This is a genomic window from Streptococcus porcinus, from assembly GCF_900475415.1.
In the GTDB taxonomy this organism is placed as follows: Bacteria; Bacillota; Bacilli; order Lactobacillales; family Streptococcaceae; genus Streptococcus; species Streptococcus porcinus.
Genome location: NZ_LS483388.1, coordinates 832,821 through 849,422 on the forward strand (window position 1 = coordinate 832,821; position 16,602 = coordinate 849,422).

The following is a 16,602-nucleotide window of genomic DNA, read 5'->3' on the forward strand; positions in this document are numbered from 1 at the left end:
ATGAAGAAATTTTTAAATAGCCGTTTATGGGTCGGCTTAGTGTCAATCTTCTTTGCGATTGCGCTTTTTTTGACCGCAGCCTCTAGTAATGTGCGAAACACTAATAGCCAGATTTACAGCCCGATTGAAACCTATACCCACAGCCTGACAGATGTCCCCATTGATCTCAAATATGACAGTGATAAGTATTTCATAAGTGAGTATTCCTATGCGGCCCAAGTTTATCTAACCTCAACTAACCGGATTAAGCTCGACTCTGAGGTCAACAGCGATACCCGTAACTTTAAAATCGTGGCCGACCTCAGTGATAGCAAACCAGGAAAAGTTACCGTACCACTAAGAGTGACCAACCTTCCATCTGGGGTAGCGGCAAAAGTGACCCCTGATAAGATTTCTGTGACCATCGGTAAAAAGAAAACCAAGACATTCTCAGTCAGTGGCAGTGCCGATCCTAAACAAATAAATCCTGGATATGAGATTGCTGAAATTTCAACTAGCATCCACAAGGTTGAAGTGACCAGTGATGAGTCTAAGATTGACATGATTGATCACGTGGTGGCTAAATTACCTGACGATGTCCGACTATCTGCTAACTATAGTGGTGAGGTTACTCTGCAGGCAGTTTCTGCTGATGGGACTGTTTTAGCAAGTTCCATTAGTCCAGCTAAAACCAATCTCAAGGTTGCCATTAAAAAGATAACTAAAGAAGTTCCTATTAGATTATCTATGGTCGGTCATCTAGATAGTAGTCTCAGCGCAATTACACCGAAATTATCAAAACAAACAGCCATTATCTCTGGCCCAAGAGAAGTCTTAGATAACATTTATGAAGTCCTAGCTGAAGTCGATATTTCAGATGTCACTAAAGATGGTAATAAAACAATAGCTTTGAAGGCTGATGACGTTTCCATAGAACCCACCTCGGTGACTGTTCAGTTGACAACCAAAAAGAAATAATAGATAATATCAAAGGAAAATTGAAACGGAGGAAGCGTTTAACGCTTAAGGATAAATTATGGGTAAATATTTTGGAACAGATGGTGTCCGCGGAGAAGCTAACCTTGAGTTAACCCCCGAGTTAGCCTTCAAACTAGGCCGTTTTGGTGGCTATGTACTTAGCCAACACGAAACAGAGCGTCCTAGAGTATTTGTAGCCAGAGACACACGGATTTCTGGTGAAATGCTTGAATCTGCCCTAATTGCTGGCCTCTTGTCAGTGGGGATTGAAGTTTATAAGTTAGGCGTCCTAGCCACTCCCGGAGTTTCTTACTTGGTCAGAACGGAAAATGCTAGCGCAGGCGTTATGATTTCAGCTAGTCACAACCCAGCTCATGATAATGGCATTAAGTTCTTTGGTAGCGACGGTTTTAAATTAGCTGATGACCAAGAACTAGAAATTGAAGCCTTGCTTGATGCTCAAGAAGATACCCTTCCTCGTCCAAGTGCACAAGGATTGGGAACTCTGGTGGACTATCCAGAAGGCTTACGCAAATATGAAAAATTCTTGGTATCAACAGGAATTGGCCTAGAAGGCATGAAAGTTGCCTTAGATACAGCTAATGGTGCAGCGTCAGCCACAGCACGTGATATTTTCCTTGATTTGCAAGCTGATATCCTCGTGATTGGTGAAAGCCCAAATGGCTTAAACATCAATGATGGCATCGGCTCAACCCACCCAGAACAATTACAGGCCTTAGTCCTTGAAAACGGGTCTGATATCGGGTTGGCTTTTGATGGTGATAGCGACCGCTTAATAGCTGTTGATGAAAAAGGGGAGATTGTTGATGGTGATAAGATTATGTTTATCATCGGGAAGTATCTATCAGAAAAAGGTCTCCTAGCGCAAAACACAATTGTGACAACTGTCATGTCAAATCTTGGCTTCCACAAAGCCTTGGACCAGCATGGTATTAACAAAGCAGTCACTGCAGTTGGCGATCGTTACGTGGTTGAAGAAATGCGTCGCTCACACTACAATCTAGGTGGCGAGCAATCTGGCCATGTCATCATCATGGACTATAATACAACCGGTGATGGTCAACTAACAGCTATCCAACTGACCAAGGTCATGAAAGAAACAGGTAAAACACTGTCAGAGTTAGCCGCAGAAGTAACCATTTATCCTCAAAAATTGGTCAATATCCGTGTTGAAAACAGCATGAAAAACAAGGCGATGGAAGTTCCAGCTATCGCAGCTATCATTGAACAAATGGAAGCTGAGATGGAAGGTAACGGTCGCATTTTGGTAAGACCAAGTGGAACTGAGCCGCTGCTACGGGTTATGGCTGAAGCACCAACTGATGAAGCAGTTGATTATTATGTTGACACCATTGCTGACGTTGTTCGTCGTGAAATTGGAATTGCTTAATATAAAAGTGTCGTACTTACGACACTTTTTTCATAAGAAAATCACAAGAGAAAGGAGAAGTTAAAGTTGCAAGCGCAAATAGAAGAAATCCTCAGACGCTTAGATCCCAAAGCCTCTGCCTATTTTCAAACCATTATCCCTGAGTACCAGAAAGGTTATGTCGACTACATCTATCAGACAGAAGATTATGAGGTCCAAGGTCGACGTCTTAAGTATATTAGTAAGCTTTTCCAAGTTTGGCAGGATAAACCGTGGTATTATCTTATGCCTCTCAGTCAAGAGGCTGCTGAAACTATAGCCAATGATTGGCAGTATCCTAGTCCCTACGATTTTTACAATCTAACTGCTGACCCAGATGATTATGATGAGATAATCAATCCATATCTCCGCCAGGACACTTATGTACAAGTTATCCGAAATGGGATTCTCTTTGGCTTTGCCTCCTTTGTCGTGTATGATAAGGAACTGGAGATTGGTCTAGGTATGGCGCCCAAGTGGACTGGGCAATCCTATGGTTCTGACTTTTTAAAAGCTATTGAAGATTATGCGCTGAAAACTTACCAAGTGGAGTGCTTTGTCCTTAATGTGGCAGCTTTTAACCAAAGGGCACGGAAGCTTTATAGTAAGTGCGGCTATAAAGAAGAGAGGCATTTTGCTCAGGAAACCAATGGGTCTGTCTATGATTTTGTGAGAATGACTAAGTCGGTTGCTGATAGCGCAGCGACTAAGAAGTAATTTTAGTCTCGTGACCTATCTCGTAAAAGTGGTATAATAATGCTATGAAGAAAAAACCAAGTTCGGCTTATGTGCATATTCCTTTTTGTACGCAAATCTGTTATTATTGTGACTTTTCCAAAGTCTTTATTAAAAATCAGCCTGTTGATGCCTATCTGCAGGCTCTTATTGCTGAGTTTCGCTCCTATGAAATCAGCCAGCTAAAAACCCTTTATATAGGTGGAGGAACACCGACAGCTATTAATGCTCAGCAACTGGATTATCTCTTGACAGAATTGACGCGTGATCTTGATGTAGCCAGCTTGGAAGAATTCACCATTGAAGCTAATCCAGGCGACCTTGATGCCGAGAAAATTGCCGTTTTGCAAGCATCAGCCGTCAACCGCGTATCCCTAGGGGTTCAGACCTTCAATGATAAGCATCTCAAACAGATTGGCCGAAGCCATAATGAAGCACAGATTTATGAAACTATTGACAGTCTAAAAGCAGCTGGCTTCAGTAATATTTCTATTGACCTGATTTATGCCTTGCCTGGGCAAACGCTTGAGCAAGTCAAAGAAAATGTGGCTAAGGCGCTTGCTCTAGATATCCCCCATTTAAGCTTATATAGCTTGATTTTAGAGCATCATACTGTTTTTATGAACAAGATGCGACGTGGCAAACTAAACCTACCAACTGAGGACCTAGAGGCTGAAATGTTTGAGTACATTATCCAAGAGATGGAAGCTCATGGTTTTGAACACTATGAAATTTCTAATTTTGGCAAACCAGGTTACTATAGTCAGCATAATCTCATGTACTGGAATAATGACCACTACTATGGTTGTGGGGCAGGTGCCTCTGGTTATCTAGACGGGATTAGGTACCGTAATAGAGTACCTATCCAACACTATCTAAAGGCCGTTCAAGAAGGTAATGCCCGTTTGACAGAGGAAGTATTGACCCTTGAGGAGATGATGGAAGAAGAACTTTTTTTGGGTTTACGGAAGAAATCAGGTGTCTCCATTGCTCAATTTGAAGCTAAATTCCCCCACTCTTTTAAAGAAAGGTATGGTCAGATAGTTGAGGAACTGGTAGCACAAGGTTTATTAGTTGATGACCCGCAAAGAGTGCGTATGACCAAACGAGGCCTCTTCTTAGGAGACTCAGTAGCAGAAAAATTTATCTTGAAATAGGAGAATTAACATGGGATTACCCTACAAAGAAAGCTTTACCATGCCCTTTGACTTATGTGATGTCAAGCATGATGCCATACTACCTTTATTACTAGCCTATTGTTTGACGGTTTCAGGCCGCCAATCACAGGCTTTAGGCCGTAGTGACGCTTATCTATTAGAACAGTTTAAACTGGTTTGGATTATCACTGATTACGAAGTTAAGATTAGGCGCTTGCCCCTTTTTAATGAAACGATTACCATTCAAACAGAAGCCCTTTCCTATAACAAATTATTCTGTTACCGTCAGTTTGATATCTATGACCAAGAGGGCAATCAGCTTGTTGATATTTTGACCTACTTTGCTTTGATGGACCCAGAGACCCGTAAGGTAGCCCCTATTCCTGAAGAAGTAGTTGCTCCTTATCAAACAGATTTTGTCAAGAAAATCAGGCGGGCTTTTAAAGCACAACCTCTAGAAAATCCCCAGTCCAAAGACTATCATGTCCGTTATTTTGATATTGACATGAATGGGCATGTCAATAATAGTAAATATCTGGATTGGATCTATGATAGTTTGGGTTATGACTTTCTCAGACATCATAATCCTGTCAGCCTGCGTCTCAAATATATCAAAGAAGTGGCACCAGGTGGCCAGATTAGGTCACTCTATGTGAAAGAGGATTTAACCACACGACATGAGATCATCTCAGATGGTCAAGTAAATGCGCAAGCTATTATCGAATGGCAAAAGATTGAAAAATAAGGAGGAAAAAGTGAGCTATAAAGGCTATTTAATCGACTTAGATGGAACTATCTACAAAGGAAAGGAAAGAATTCCAGCTGGGGAAGACTTTATTAAACGTTTGCAGCAAAAGGGGATTCCCTATTTACTCGTCACCAATAACACAACTAGAAGACCAGAGACGGTTCAATCTATGCTTTCGGAACAGTTTCATGTTGAGACGAGTTTAGAGTCGATTTATACAGCTACGATGGCGACTGTCGACTATATGGATGACATGAAGCGTGGCAAGACAGCTTATGTCATTGGTGAAGCAGGTCTGAAAACGGCCATTACAGAGGCTGGTTATCAAGAAGATACAGAAAATCCAGCCTATGTTGTCGTTGGATTAGATTCACAAGTGACCTATGATATGCTGGCAACGGCGACCTTAGCTATTGCTAAAGGTGCCCTCTTTATTGGAACTAATCCTGACTTGAATATTCCAACCGAAAGAGGACTGATGCCGGGAGCCGGCTCTCTAGTTGCACTGTTAGAAGCAGCAACCCGTGTTAAACCAGTCTTTATCGGGAAACCCAATGCTATTATTATGAACAAAGCCTTAGCTATTTTAGGAGTTGAGCGTTCAGAAGCTCTCATGGTAGGAGATAATTATTTAACAGATATAATGGCTGGTATTCAAAATGATATTGCAACCTTATTAGTGACAACTGGCTTTACGAAGCCTGAAGAAGTGGCAAGCTTGGCTATTCAACCTAATCATGTTGTTGCTAGCTTAGATGAATGGGAGGTTTGATGAAAGAAAAATTTAGTTTAGTAAGCACTTTTATATGGCTATTGTCAGTTTCTGTTTTAGTAACGATTTACCTAGCTTGGCTAGCTTATCCACTAGAAGTGGATTACTTAAAGATTAGTCAAACAGTCTATATGACAAAAAAGTCAATTCTTTACAACTTTAATGGATTAATGCAATACCTGACCAACCCTTTGGTCAGAGAATTGCATTTTGCTAGTTTCACAGCCTCAAAAGCCGGCCTAGCCCATTTTGCTGATGTCAAAGGACTATTTCAAATAGCACAAGCTCTGTTTCTCATTACCAGTATTCCTGCTTTGCTATTTCTTAGTCAAACCATTAAACACAAAAGCCTATGGCTCTTTCGTCAGTATCTGCTAATGGCGATCTTACTTCCCTTTGCTATTGCTATTATGGCAGTCCTTTTTGGTTTTGATCAATTTTTTGTTTTCTTCCATAAACTCCTCTTTGCAGGCAAGGATAACTGGGTATTTGACCCCTTAACAGACCCTATTATTTGGATTCTGCCCGAAAAGTTTTTCATGCATTGCTTCATCCTCTTTCTTACTATCTATGAAGTACTCCTACTAGGCCTTTACTGGTTAAGTCGAAGAAGGAGACCTAAAAATAGAAAACAAGCACTTTGAAGTGCTTGTTTTTATGTATATATAAGAGAAAACTGTTAAATTTGGGGCAAAACAAAAAAGCACCGAATCGGTGCGCACTTTTACAAGTTGTTTACGGATAACCTTATTTTAACTTGTTGCTATGTTATTTTGAATAATTCCAATAAAAGTGTTTTGTTATTACCATTAATGATGATTTTATTCTTTTTGTATGCAAACCCTTACATTTTTGCTATAATGAGAAAAAATAAGAGGAGACTGTTAATGGAGAAAACATTTTTTATGATAAAACCTGACGGTGTTCAACGTGGTCTAGTTGGTCAGATTTTATCACGTATTGAGAGGCGAGGATTTAGACTAGAGCGACTGCAGATGATAAAACCAAGTCGTGAGCTTTTGGATAGTCATTATCAGCATCTAAGGGGTAAAGCTTTTTATCCTTCTTTACTTGACTACATGACGAGTGGTCCTCTTTTAATTGGAATACTTTCAGGCAGTGATGTTATAGCATCATGGCGTGCGATGATGGGAGAAACCAATCCCAAAGATGCCTTACCAGGAACCATTCGTGGAGATTTCGCTCAGACTCCGGAAGCTAATGGTCCTATGATGAATTGTGTTCACGGTTCTGATTCGCAAGATTCTGCTTTTCGGGAGATAGAACTTTGGTTTGGTGGAGCAACTGAAGACAGCAAATAAAACGATAGATGGACTCTATCGTTTTTTGCTTTGTATGTTTTTAGACCATTTCACATCGAAGGTGTAAGACAATTAACCATTCGTATAAGCAGGTGCCTATCAGTGGGGACACCAAAATATTTCAGATGCGATACAATAAAGGTGTTTAAGCCAATTGCAGAGCAAAAGGGGTAAAAGTATGACCAAAAAGGGAGGTAATACTGCTAACAAGGGTATATACAGTCTTCTATCTATGAGTCGTTGACGGAATATTCCTCGTCCCGGTTATTACTACAAAACCGTAGCACTAGTATCTGCACCAGGTTTTTGTTACCTCTTCTTATCAGTGCTATTTTCTTTTTTTATGGCTTTGTAAATACAAATACCCATTTAATTGAAAAGATAGCATTAGCAACATGAAAAGTATTATAATAATGTCAAATTTGAATTAGTTAAACCTAACTTATATGAACTTAATGAGGTTTGCATAAAGCGTAGGAATGAAACTTCTAGGTTTCTGTTTTAGTTCTTTTCGCTACTTTTCCTTATTTATGGAATTGCTATTTTCAGTTGTAGAGTGGTTGATACTAAAGAAAAGACATATACTGAAATAGTTTTAACCCTTTAGTTTGCTTCCTTTTTTACAATGTTTATTTATGTCTTTATAGCTGCTGCTATTATGGTGTATAATGAATGGAAGTCTATTTATAGTTTTGACTATTACTAAGATATTTACTGTTCTGATTGCAATTTTAAAATTTTGACTAGTTTTGTATATCAAAAAGGAAGTCTAGTAAACTAGAATCAGGGATTGTTTTAATAAGGGGTGGCTCTGTCGTCCACGTTCTAAAAAGTCACGAAATCATCTTAGGTAATTGAAAACAAATTAGACTGCGACTTCTACACAAGTAAGCTATGAGGAAATTTAACTAAAGATAGTACGACAAATATTGTCAAAGATGACATCGTATTTTATAATGATAACAGCAGAATTCAACAGGGAACTAAACGATTTATCTCAGCTCAATTAGAAAAAACAATTGCTTAAAAGTGTTTACTAATGATGTCTAATAATCTGTTTATTAATAATCTTGATTCTATAAGTCCTGATTCATATTGGAAGAATTAAACAAGTAGATGAAATATTGCCCAAAATATTTGAGTTAGCCATCCAGTATGAACAAGACGAGAAAGCTACAGAGCAAATAGAAGAAAATCCTAATGTTAATATCTCTAAAAATTCGGGTAAGCTGCCTAGAAAGAAAAATAGTCGTTATGAAAATGATAAAGAAGTTTTTAAATAATGAAGTTATATCATATTTGATTTTTGGTGTGATGACCACATTAGTCTATGTGGTTATGCGCATGATTATATTTAACCTAACCACGCTGGCAAGTCTATCAGCTACCTTAGCAAGTATCATATCCATTCTTTTTGCCTTTGTGACGAATGATATTGTTGTCTTTAAACAGGCACGAGAGGGTTGGTTTAAACGTCTGATAAAGTTCTTTGCTGCTAGATTACTTACCTTACTTATAGACGTAGCTTTGGCATATCTATTGGTAGAGAAGTTTCCTCATATTATCGGCCAATTTGTAAAAAATGATATTCAGATGATTAACACGATTGAGACACTGTTCGGACAAGTATTAATTATTGTATTGAACTATGTATTAAGTAAATTATTTGTGTTTAGAGATAGGGGTCCTTTGTGAATGGGATAAAATCATAGTTTAAAAATCTAGACCCAAAGAGACCAAGGGCCGTTGTTATAGAACTGCTTATTCGTCATTCAAAGATGCTTTTGAAAAATACAATTCCTCCATAAGGATTGTCCACGGAGAGACTATTGTGAACTATTTAGAAGGTAATCGTTCAAATAAAGGGTTGCGTATTAACAATACAGAAAACTATTTTTTCAGCACCTCGATACAGTTTGAGTTTGAGGCGAGAAGAGTTTACAAAAGTTTAAGATATCGGTATCAGCAGTTAGTCAATTTAGGAAACGACGGGCAAAACCTAGGAAAGAGACTATCAAATTACTTTCTGAGTTAATGGAGAGATTAATTGAAGATTTTCAATAATATTATTTGCTTAGAGTAAAGTATAAAAAAGAATCACACGCGTGATTCTTTTTAGGTATTTTTACTTTTATTAACAAACAAGTTAAATTATCTGTGATATAATAAAAAATAGCTTAAGAAAGGGGTTCCATGCCTATGAAGAAAAACTTATTATATGGTTTATTAATCATTAGCTCGCTAACATTAGTTTCTTGCTCTTCTACAGATGCCTCGAAAGGTAACGTATCTACTAGTAAAATTGTTAAAAAATCGGCGAATAAAATGACTAAAGATGAAAAAATGAAAAACTCTTTAACAAATGTTAAAGTAGGTGATTTTAACAAGGACGGTAAAGCTGGCAGCTCTAAAGATGAAGTTGTCAAATTATTAGGTAAAGAGACATCCGTAACAAAAAATGATACAGTAGAAACTCTGATTTGGAAGACTGGCAAAGTAAGGATTGACGTTGGCTTTATGAATAATAAAGTTGTCAGTAAGACAATTACTGGTTTTTTATATAAGAGAGACAAAGTTATTAGTCTTGATGATTTTGATGCTATAAAAACAAATACAAGTTATGAAATTGTTACTGATAAATATGGTCAACCTGATGAATTAGCAACCACGGTCATGAATGGAAATGAACTAACTACTGGTGTATGGTATTCCAATATCAAGGGAGAGAATGATAAAGCAAATATGACTCTAAATTTTACAGACGGAAAACTTACTCAAAAAAATCAAGTAGGAATAAAATAAAAAGGGCAATAAGCCCTTTTTATTATGGATAGATGAAGATTAAATCGCTTGTTACCCAGCTTTCTCTCCAATGCACTTGATAAAGTACCTTGTTGTAGTTAGATTCTGAGAGCAAGAAGCTTCCATCAGCATTCACGTGTTCTACAAATCCTACGTGACCATAGCCATTCCCATCATTAGGGAAAATAACTGCAGCTCCAACTCTAGGAGTCTTGCCAACACCGTAGTGTTGAATTAGAGCATTACTAGGCCATTGGTTAGCGTCTCCTAAATAAGCATAGATATTAATACCTAATTGAGCAAATCTATTGTAAACATACCAAGTACATTGACCAGGTGCATAGGCATTACCAGGATATGTTTGACTATTAGGAAGAGGGTTTGCAAGAAGTCCTCGATATTGTTCAGGGAAAGTATAAGAATTAACTCCTGAATAATTGACCCCTAGTTTAACTGAAGATAATTGTTGTTCTGGAAGATTATAGCCAGTTGTACTTCCGTCTGTATGATCCACATATACCGCAACATGATATGTTCCGGCTATATTTTTATGATTTTTCACATCAACGTGAGCAGTAAAGAGACCATTAGCTGATTTTTCATTTACTTGATACCAAAATAAATTCTCTTGCATTGCTTGTGACCAAACAGCGACTCTTATACCTTTAACTGCTTTTTCATTATCAACAGGACTTGCAACAACATCAAATTTCCCGTTAGCACCATTGTAGTTGTCTATTCCAACAAATGTTTTATCTGTTTCAAAGGTAGTAGAAGTAAGGCCTTGATTTGTTTTTCCAGTCATGATATTTGTGGCATAAGAACCCACATTGTATTTACCAAGGTTATATTTATGATCTCTTAAGTTAATGGTTATTTTGTACTGATTACTTGATATTTTAGTTGCAGCCGTCCATACAAGATCATCTTGCCCATCAGCTTCTGACCAAACAGGGATATTAATATCTTTGTAGTAACTTGGAACATTAGATAATATAACATCATAAGTTAAACTATCTTTTTTAGTAATAGAGAAAGATTGAGGGACAGGATTAATGGTTACAGTTGATGCTAAACCATAAACCTTTTTATTATCTTGGTTAAAATAGACATGCACATTATACTCCCCCATGCCACCCTTTAATTCAGATAATGGAATATCTAATGTTCCGTCCGGTTTTATCGTGTACCATTTTAGATCATCTTGGTCATTTGCTTTGGACCAAATAGCAACTTTCCCTTCAACACCAGCAGGGATAGCTCGATTGGCCCTTACCATAATATTATTAATATCAGATGTTATTGTTGGATTGTAAACAGCTATATTTCGAGTTCCGAAGTTAGTGCCTGAAGTAGTTCCGTCAGTGTAGTCAATATACGCATGGATAATATAATTACCTGGCTTGTAGTTGAAATCTTTAACATTAAATTTTACTTGTGCTGAGTTATTAGTTATTCCGTCAACGGTAAACCATTTTAGGTCATCGTTACCGTTTTCCTCAGACCAAATAGCAACTCTGAAACCTTTTATTGTTTTGGTGGTAGAATCGCCTTTTGCATCAACAGTGAAAGTATCTGAGTGAGGATCATAATTATTGATTGTTGGAGTGATGTTAGTTAATGCTTGAGGAGTTGTAGTATCTGATGTAGCTGAACTGGAACTATACTTTACAGAGCTACTAGGAGGCGTCTGTATTGAAGAAGTAGGTGGTGTTCCTGAATTAGCATTATCGGTGCTATCTGCATTAATAATACTATTATTTAATAATAAAGAAGTAAGTAGGACAGCAGTTGTCAAATAAGCTTTGTGTTTAGACATAACACATTCTCCTTTAATTTTTTTCAAATTAATTTTAATTGTTTTGTTATTAGGAGTCAATTGGAAAAAAATTTTTTAGAGGAAGTTTTTTGATATGACACAATTGTGCATTTTATCCTGCGCAAGTTGCCTCAAATAATGGATAAAAACTGACTCTGGCAGTATGATAGTGTAAAAGTTACCTAAAAAATACAAAAAGCAGTTGCTGGGAGCAACTGCTTGAGTAAACCATTTAAGAAGGTGACTGATTATTTATATTAAAAATAACCGAACTGGATAAAGTTTGCAGTTATTTTTTGCTTAAGTTTACAATAGCAATTATTACACCAATCAAACTTAAGATAAATCCACCAAAACTGTGCATTAGGTATAATGCCTTGTATGTCAACAACAAGTTTTTACTTTCTCATAGTTTTCAAAAGTATATACATAATCGCTATCCACTGTCTACAATCAGATCAACATCATAAACATTCTATTTCTTTGTTATATCCATAAATTGCTTAAAAACCAATACATTACTCCTAAAATAAGTGTATCAAGTTGTATGGGATATTTAATTTGAACAACGTGAAAGCCAGCGTCTAACAGATGGTTAGGGTTTATAAAACTGTCTTACTTAGCTTTTGGGTAATAATTTTTCTTCGAAAGCCTTGCGGTCTAGGTAAGCTTCCTCCTTGGTTTGACGTGTTGGTCCATGATAGTGGTTACCTTTGACACACATACGGGCAAGATAGCCTTTTCCATGTTTGTAGACTCCTTTATAGCCACTAGTATTATTTTTATTGTGTCGGTTGTCAAACATGTCCAACTCTACTCCGTCAGTTAGCTGTTTTTTAGCGTTTAAGGAGCTTAAATCAGTCATGCGTGTATCTTGGTGAAGACATCCGCATGATTTTGTTTTTCCTCTTGTTAATAATGAGGTATAGGATTCTATGATTTTCCCACAATCACAACGGCAAAGGTAAACAAATTCATTATTGCCAGCTTTCTTTTCGGTTTTCTTAATAACTTTTAGTCGACCGAACCTCTCTCCATTGAGGTTTAGTTTCTTCATAAATATAATTATATCAGAATATTTAAGAAATATTCTCTCTCTCCTATAACAGTCAGCTTACAAAATGATAGCAATTTGGTTAAAATATTCACAAAAATAAGAATTTTTAATGTTTTTTCGATTCGCTTTGATCCGCTTCTTTATTCTTATAGCAGTCTTTGTACTTTTTTGCTATAATAAGGGATAATGAAAAATGTGTATAGGAATTGAAATAAAAAATGAATAGTCAAGAATTGAAACAGCGACAAGCAAAAATCAGAAATTTTTCGATTATTGCTCATATTGATCACGGTAAGTCGACCTTAGCAGATCGTATCTTAGAAAAGACAGAAACTGTCTCTTCACGGGAAATGCAAGCCCAACTTTTGGATTCTATGGATCTTGAGAGAGAACGTGGGATAACTATTAAGCTTAATGCTATTGAATTAAACTATACTGCTAAAGATGGTGAAACTTATATCTTGCACTTAATTGACACCCCAGGTCACGTAGATTTTACCTATGAAGTATCACGTTCTTTAGCTGCATGTGAAGGGGCGGTTTTGGTCGTTGATGCTGCGCAAGGGATTGAAGCTCAAACCTTAGCTAATGTTTATTTGGCTTTAGATAACGATTTGGAAATTTTACCAGTTATTAATAAGATTGATTTACCAGCTGCTGATCCAGAACGCGTACGTCAAGAAGTGGAAGATGTGATTGGCTTAGACGCCTCTGAAGCAGTTTTAGCTTCTGCTAAGGCTGGGATAGGAATTGAGGAAATCTTAGAACAAATTGTTGAAAAGGTTCCAGCGCCGACTGGCGATGTGGATGCCTCCTTGCAGGCCTTAATCTTTGACTCAGCTTATGATGCCTACCGTGGGGTTATTCTACAGGTTCGTATTATTAATGGTGTGGTTAAACCAGGTGATAAGATTCAGTTGATGTCGAATGGTAAAACCTTTGATGTTACTGAAGTCGGTATTTTTACACCAAAAACGGTAGGTCGGCAATTCTTAGCGACAGGAGATGTTGGTTATATAGCTGCCTCTATTAAGACAGTGGCAGATACGCGTGTAGGTGATACGGTAACGCTTGCCAGCAATCCTGCTGCTGAACCTCTGCATGGCTATAAACAAATGAACCCAATGGTTTTTGCAGGCCTCTACCCGATAGAGTCCAACAAATACAATGATCTCCGCGAAGCTTTGGAGAAGTTGCAGTTAAATGATGCTAGCTTACAGTTTGAACCAGAAACATCGCAAGCTTTAGGTTTTGGTTTTCGTTGTGGGTTCTTGGGTCTTCTTCATATGGATGTCATTCAAGAGCGTTTGGAACGTGAGTTCAATATTGATTTGATTATGACTGCACCTTCCGTGGTTTACCATATTAATACCACAGATGGTGATATGATTGCAGTTTCAAACCCGTCTGAGTTCCCAGACCCAACCAAGGTTGAAAGTATTGAGGAGCCTTATGTCAAGGCGCAAATTATGGTTCCTCAGGACTTTGTCGGAGCTGTTATGGAATTAGCCCAAAGGAAGCGCGGTGATTTTGTTACCATGGATTATATTGATGATAACCGCGTTAATGTCATTTACCAGATTCCTCTGGCAGAAATTGTTTTTGATTTCTTTGACAAGTTGAAATCATCAACTCGAGGTTATGCTAGTTTTGATTATGAAATTTCCGAATATCGTAAATCACAGTTGGTTAAGATGGATATCTTACTCAATGCTGAAAAAGTCGATGCCCTAAGTTTCATTGTCCATAGAGAATTTGCCTATGAACGTGGGAAACTAATTGTTGAAAAACTAAAGAAAATCATCCCACGCCAACAATTTGAAGTCCCAATTCAAGCAGCTATTGGCCAAAAAATTGTTGCTCGGTCTGATATCAAGGCTTTACGTAAAAATGTTTTGGCTAAGTGTTATGGTGGCGATGTTTCCCGTAAACGTAAACTCTTAGAAAAACAAAAAGCTGGTAAAAAACGGATGAAAGCAATCGGATCTGTAGAAGTTCCACAAGAAGCTTTCTTAAGTGTTCTATCAATGGATGACGATAGTAAAAAATAAAAATTCACTGCACAGTGGGTTTTTATTTTTTATGCTTGTATGAGGTGGCGAGAGTGTGACAAAATAAAAAAAGATTTCCAGAAAGTTTTTCTTGAAGGCAATAGAAAGAGAATTTGTTACAATAATAAAAAAGTCAATTGTAGTAAGGAGATCAGTCATGGAAGAAAAAGAAGTTTTGCGCAAACGCATTGGTGACCTAGCCTATCAGGTGACGCAAGAAGCAGCAACAGAGCCAGCTTTTACAGGTAAGTATGATAATTTTTTTGAAAAGGGAATTTACGTTGATGTGGTTAGTGGAGAGGTCCTGTTCTCGTCTCTTGATAAGTACCAGTCAGGGTGTGGTTGGCCAGCATTTAGCAAGCCAGTGGAGAATAGACTGGTCACGAATCACAACGATTCTTCCTTTGGCATGCATCGAGTTGAGGTGCGTAGCCGCAAGGCTCAGTCTCATCTGGGCCATGTCTTTAATGATGGCCCCAAAGAAAGAGGAGGTTTGCGCTACTGCATCAATTCAGCAGCCCTCCGCTTTATTCCTTATGATCAGATGGAAGCAGAAGGCTACGCCCAATACCTAGATCTCTTTACAAATGAGGAGCAAGAAAATAAATGAAGGCGAGTCAAGAGAGCATTCTTGCCCAAACAGCAGAGTGGGTTAAACGAAAACTTGCTGACGAGACTAGTGGTCATGACTGGTGGCACATTGTGCGTGTGGTCAATACTACCAAAACCATAGCTGAGATTGAAGGGGCAGATCTTTTTATTTGTCAAATGGCTGCGCTGTTACATGATATGGCTGATGAGAAACTTAATGTCGACCCAAAAGCAGCAGACCAAGAAGTTGTAGACTTTTTACAGTCTAAAGCTCTTAGTGCAGACGAGATTGCGGATATTTTATACATTATACGACATATCTCTTTCAAGGCAGGCAAGGGTCAAAAATTGACATCTCTTTCAGCTAGAATTGTCCAAGATGCAGACCGACTGGATGCCATCGGTGCCATAGGTATTGCGCGTTGCATGGCTTATTCTGGTCATAAAGGAAGACTGATACACGATCCAGAAAGACAAGCTCGTACTAACCTAACAGTGGAGCAATACCGCAATGGTCAAGACACAGCTATTATGCACTTTTATGAAAAATTGTTACTGCTCAAAGATGATATGAATACGGATTTTGGCCGTCAATTAGCCCAGCAAAGGCATCAGTTTCTAGAGTTATACTTAGAAGAATTTTATGCTGAGTGGGATGGGCTGCGCTAGCCATATAGAAAGGACAGCAATGATACGTTTAGCAGAAAGAAGAGACTTATCAGCCATTGAGAAACTTTTACGTGAGATTTCACAGGTTCACCATGAGGTTCGGCCAGACTTGTTTAAGCCAGCCTCTCTAAAATTTAGTCTGGAAGATTTGGTAGAACTTTTAGGGAACCCTCGAAAGCCGATTTTTGTTTATGAAGAAGAGGGAAAGGTGCTTGGTCATCTCTTTTTGGAATTTAAAGTTTCGGACAATAGTGTACGCTATCCGAAGAAATCACTGTATATTGAAGACTTGTGTCTTGCACAAGAAGCTCGCCATCAAGGAATAGGTCAAAAACTTTTACAGTTTGCAGAAAAATATGGTCGTGATCATGGCGCTTATAATGTCACCTTAAATGTTTGGCATGCCAATCAGAATGCTTATCATTTTTATGACAAAGCAGGCTTTACACCTCAGCAAATTCAGATGGAAAAAATTCTCTAAAGTAGTAATTAA

General features: G+C 37.9%; 18 protein-coding genes. 15 read left to right on the forward strand and 3 right to left on the reverse strand.

Features of this window, described 5'->3' with window-relative positions; all coding sequences use genetic code 11:
* The 11 genes from DQM45_RS04145 (at position 1) to DQM45_RS04190 (ending at position 9,922) form a co-directional block, all read left to right on the forward strand.
* Positions 1-957 (forward strand): CdaR family protein, encoded by a 957-nt coding sequence (locus DQM45_RS04145; RefSeq protein WP_003085969.1) that lies wholly within the window; start codon positions 1-3, stop codon positions 955-957.
* A gap of 58 nt (positions 958-1,015) precedes the next feature.
* A complete protein-coding gene (gene glmM, locus DQM45_RS04150) occupies positions 1,016-2,368 on the forward strand; it encodes a phosphoglucosamine mutase (protein ID WP_003083947.1) in 1,353 nt (450 codons plus the stop codon).
* Between the two features lie 66 nt (positions 2,369-2,434).
* Positions 2,435-3,103, forward strand: a complete 669-nt coding sequence (locus DQM45_RS04155; protein ID WP_003085285.1) for a GNAT family N-acetyltransferase — start codon at positions 2,435-2,437, stop codon at positions 3,101-3,103.
* Positions 3,104-3,147: 44 nt separating this feature from the next.
* Positions 3,148-4,278 (forward strand): radical SAM family heme chaperone HemW, encoded by a 1,131-nt coding sequence (gene hemW, locus DQM45_RS04160; RefSeq protein WP_003083387.1) that lies wholly within the window; start codon positions 3,148-3,150, stop codon positions 4,276-4,278.
* Between the two features lie 10 nt (positions 4,279-4,288).
* Positions 4,289-5,023 carry an acyl-ACP thioesterase domain-containing protein gene (locus tag DQM45_RS04165; RefSeq protein WP_003082831.1) on the forward strand — a complete coding sequence of 245 codons (735 nt, stop codon included), beginning with the start codon at positions 4,289-4,291 and terminating at the stop codon, positions 5,021-5,023.
* A 10-nt stretch (positions 5,024-5,033) separates the two neighbouring features.
* Positions 5,034-5,798, forward strand: coding sequence for a TIGR01457 family HAD-type hydrolase (locus DQM45_RS04170; protein WP_003084668.1), 765 nt, complete (start codon positions 5,034-5,036; stop codon positions 5,796-5,798).
* A complete protein-coding gene (locus DQM45_RS04175; protein ID WP_003083282.1) occupies positions 5,798-6,442 on the forward strand; it encodes a TIGR01906 family membrane protein in 645 nt (214 codons plus the stop codon). The genes DQM45_RS04170 and DQM45_RS04175 overlap by 1 nt, the downstream gene beginning before the upstream one ends.
* A 243-nt stretch (positions 6,443-6,685) precedes the next feature.
* Positions 6,686-7,120: a nucleoside-diphosphate kinase gene (gene ndk, locus DQM45_RS04180; RefSeq protein WP_003084785.1), complete on the forward strand. Its 435-nt coding sequence runs from the start codon at positions 6,686-6,688 to the stop codon at positions 7,118-7,120.
* Positions 7,121-8,244: 1,124 nt separating this feature from the next.
* A complete protein-coding gene (locus DQM45_RS10115) occupies positions 8,245-8,403 on the forward strand; it encodes a hypothetical protein (RefSeq protein ID WP_003085521.1) in 159 nt (52 codons plus the stop codon).
* On the forward strand, positions 8,375-8,815 hold the full coding sequence (locus tag DQM45_RS04185; RefSeq protein WP_039984498.1) for a GtrA family protein: 441 nt from the start codon (positions 8,375-8,377) through the stop codon (positions 8,813-8,815). Before DQM45_RS10115 ends, DQM45_RS04185 begins: the two co-directional genes overlap by 29 nt.
* Before the next feature lie 504 nt (positions 8,816-9,319).
* Positions 9,320-9,922 (forward strand): DUF3862 domain-containing protein, encoded by a 603-nt coding sequence (locus DQM45_RS04190; RefSeq protein WP_039984850.1) that lies wholly within the window; start codon positions 9,320-9,322, stop codon positions 9,920-9,922.
* A 22-nt stretch (positions 9,923-9,944) separates the two neighbouring features.
* Here the strand turns inward: DQM45_RS04190 and DQM45_RS04195 are convergent, their stop codons facing one another.
* From DQM45_RS04195 to DQM45_RS10270, 3 genes are all read right to left on the reverse strand, one after another.
* Entirely contained in the window at positions 9,945-11,741 is a 1,797-nt protein-coding gene (locus DQM45_RS04195) for a GBS Bsp-like repeat-containing protein (protein WP_003084025.1), read from the reverse strand.
* Between the two features lie 289 nt (positions 11,742-12,030).
* Positions 12,031-12,135: a putative holin-like toxin gene (locus tag DQM45_RS10210; protein ID WP_111724852.1), complete on the reverse strand. Its 105-nt coding sequence runs from the start codon at positions 12,133-12,135 to the stop codon at positions 12,031-12,033.
* A 225-nt stretch (positions 12,136-12,360) separates the two neighbouring features.
* Positions 12,361-12,606, reverse strand: a complete 246-nt coding sequence (locus DQM45_RS10270; protein WP_039984852.1) for a hypothetical protein — start codon at positions 12,604-12,606, stop codon at positions 12,361-12,363.
* A 410-nt stretch (positions 12,607-13,016) separates the two neighbouring features.
* On the opposite strand from DQM45_RS10270, the gene lepA reads away from it, so the two are divergent.
* The 4 genes from lepA (at position 13,017) to DQM45_RS04225 (ending at position 16,590) form a co-directional block, all read left to right on the forward strand.
* Entirely contained in the window at positions 13,017-14,849 is a 1,833-nt protein-coding gene (lepA, locus tag DQM45_RS04210; protein ID WP_003082712.1) for a translation elongation factor 4, read from the forward strand.
* Positions 14,850-15,006: 157 nt separating this feature from the next.
* A complete protein-coding gene (gene msrB / locus DQM45_RS04215) occupies positions 15,007-15,459 on the forward strand; it encodes a peptide-methionine (R)-S-oxide reductase MsrB (RefSeq protein ID WP_003084458.1) in 453 nt (150 codons plus the stop codon).
* Positions 15,456-16,109 carry an HD domain-containing protein gene (locus tag DQM45_RS04220; protein ID WP_003083439.1) on the forward strand — a complete coding sequence of 218 codons (654 nt, stop codon included), beginning with the start codon at positions 15,456-15,458 and terminating at the stop codon, positions 16,107-16,109. The genes msrB and DQM45_RS04220 overlap by 4 nt, the downstream gene beginning before the upstream one ends.
* Positions 16,110-16,128: 19 nt before the next feature.
* On the forward strand, positions 16,129-16,590 hold the full coding sequence (locus tag DQM45_RS04225; protein ID WP_039984500.1) for a GNAT family N-acetyltransferase: 462 nt from the start codon (positions 16,129-16,131) through the stop codon (positions 16,588-16,590).
* Positions 16,591-16,602 lie beyond the last annotated feature (12 nt).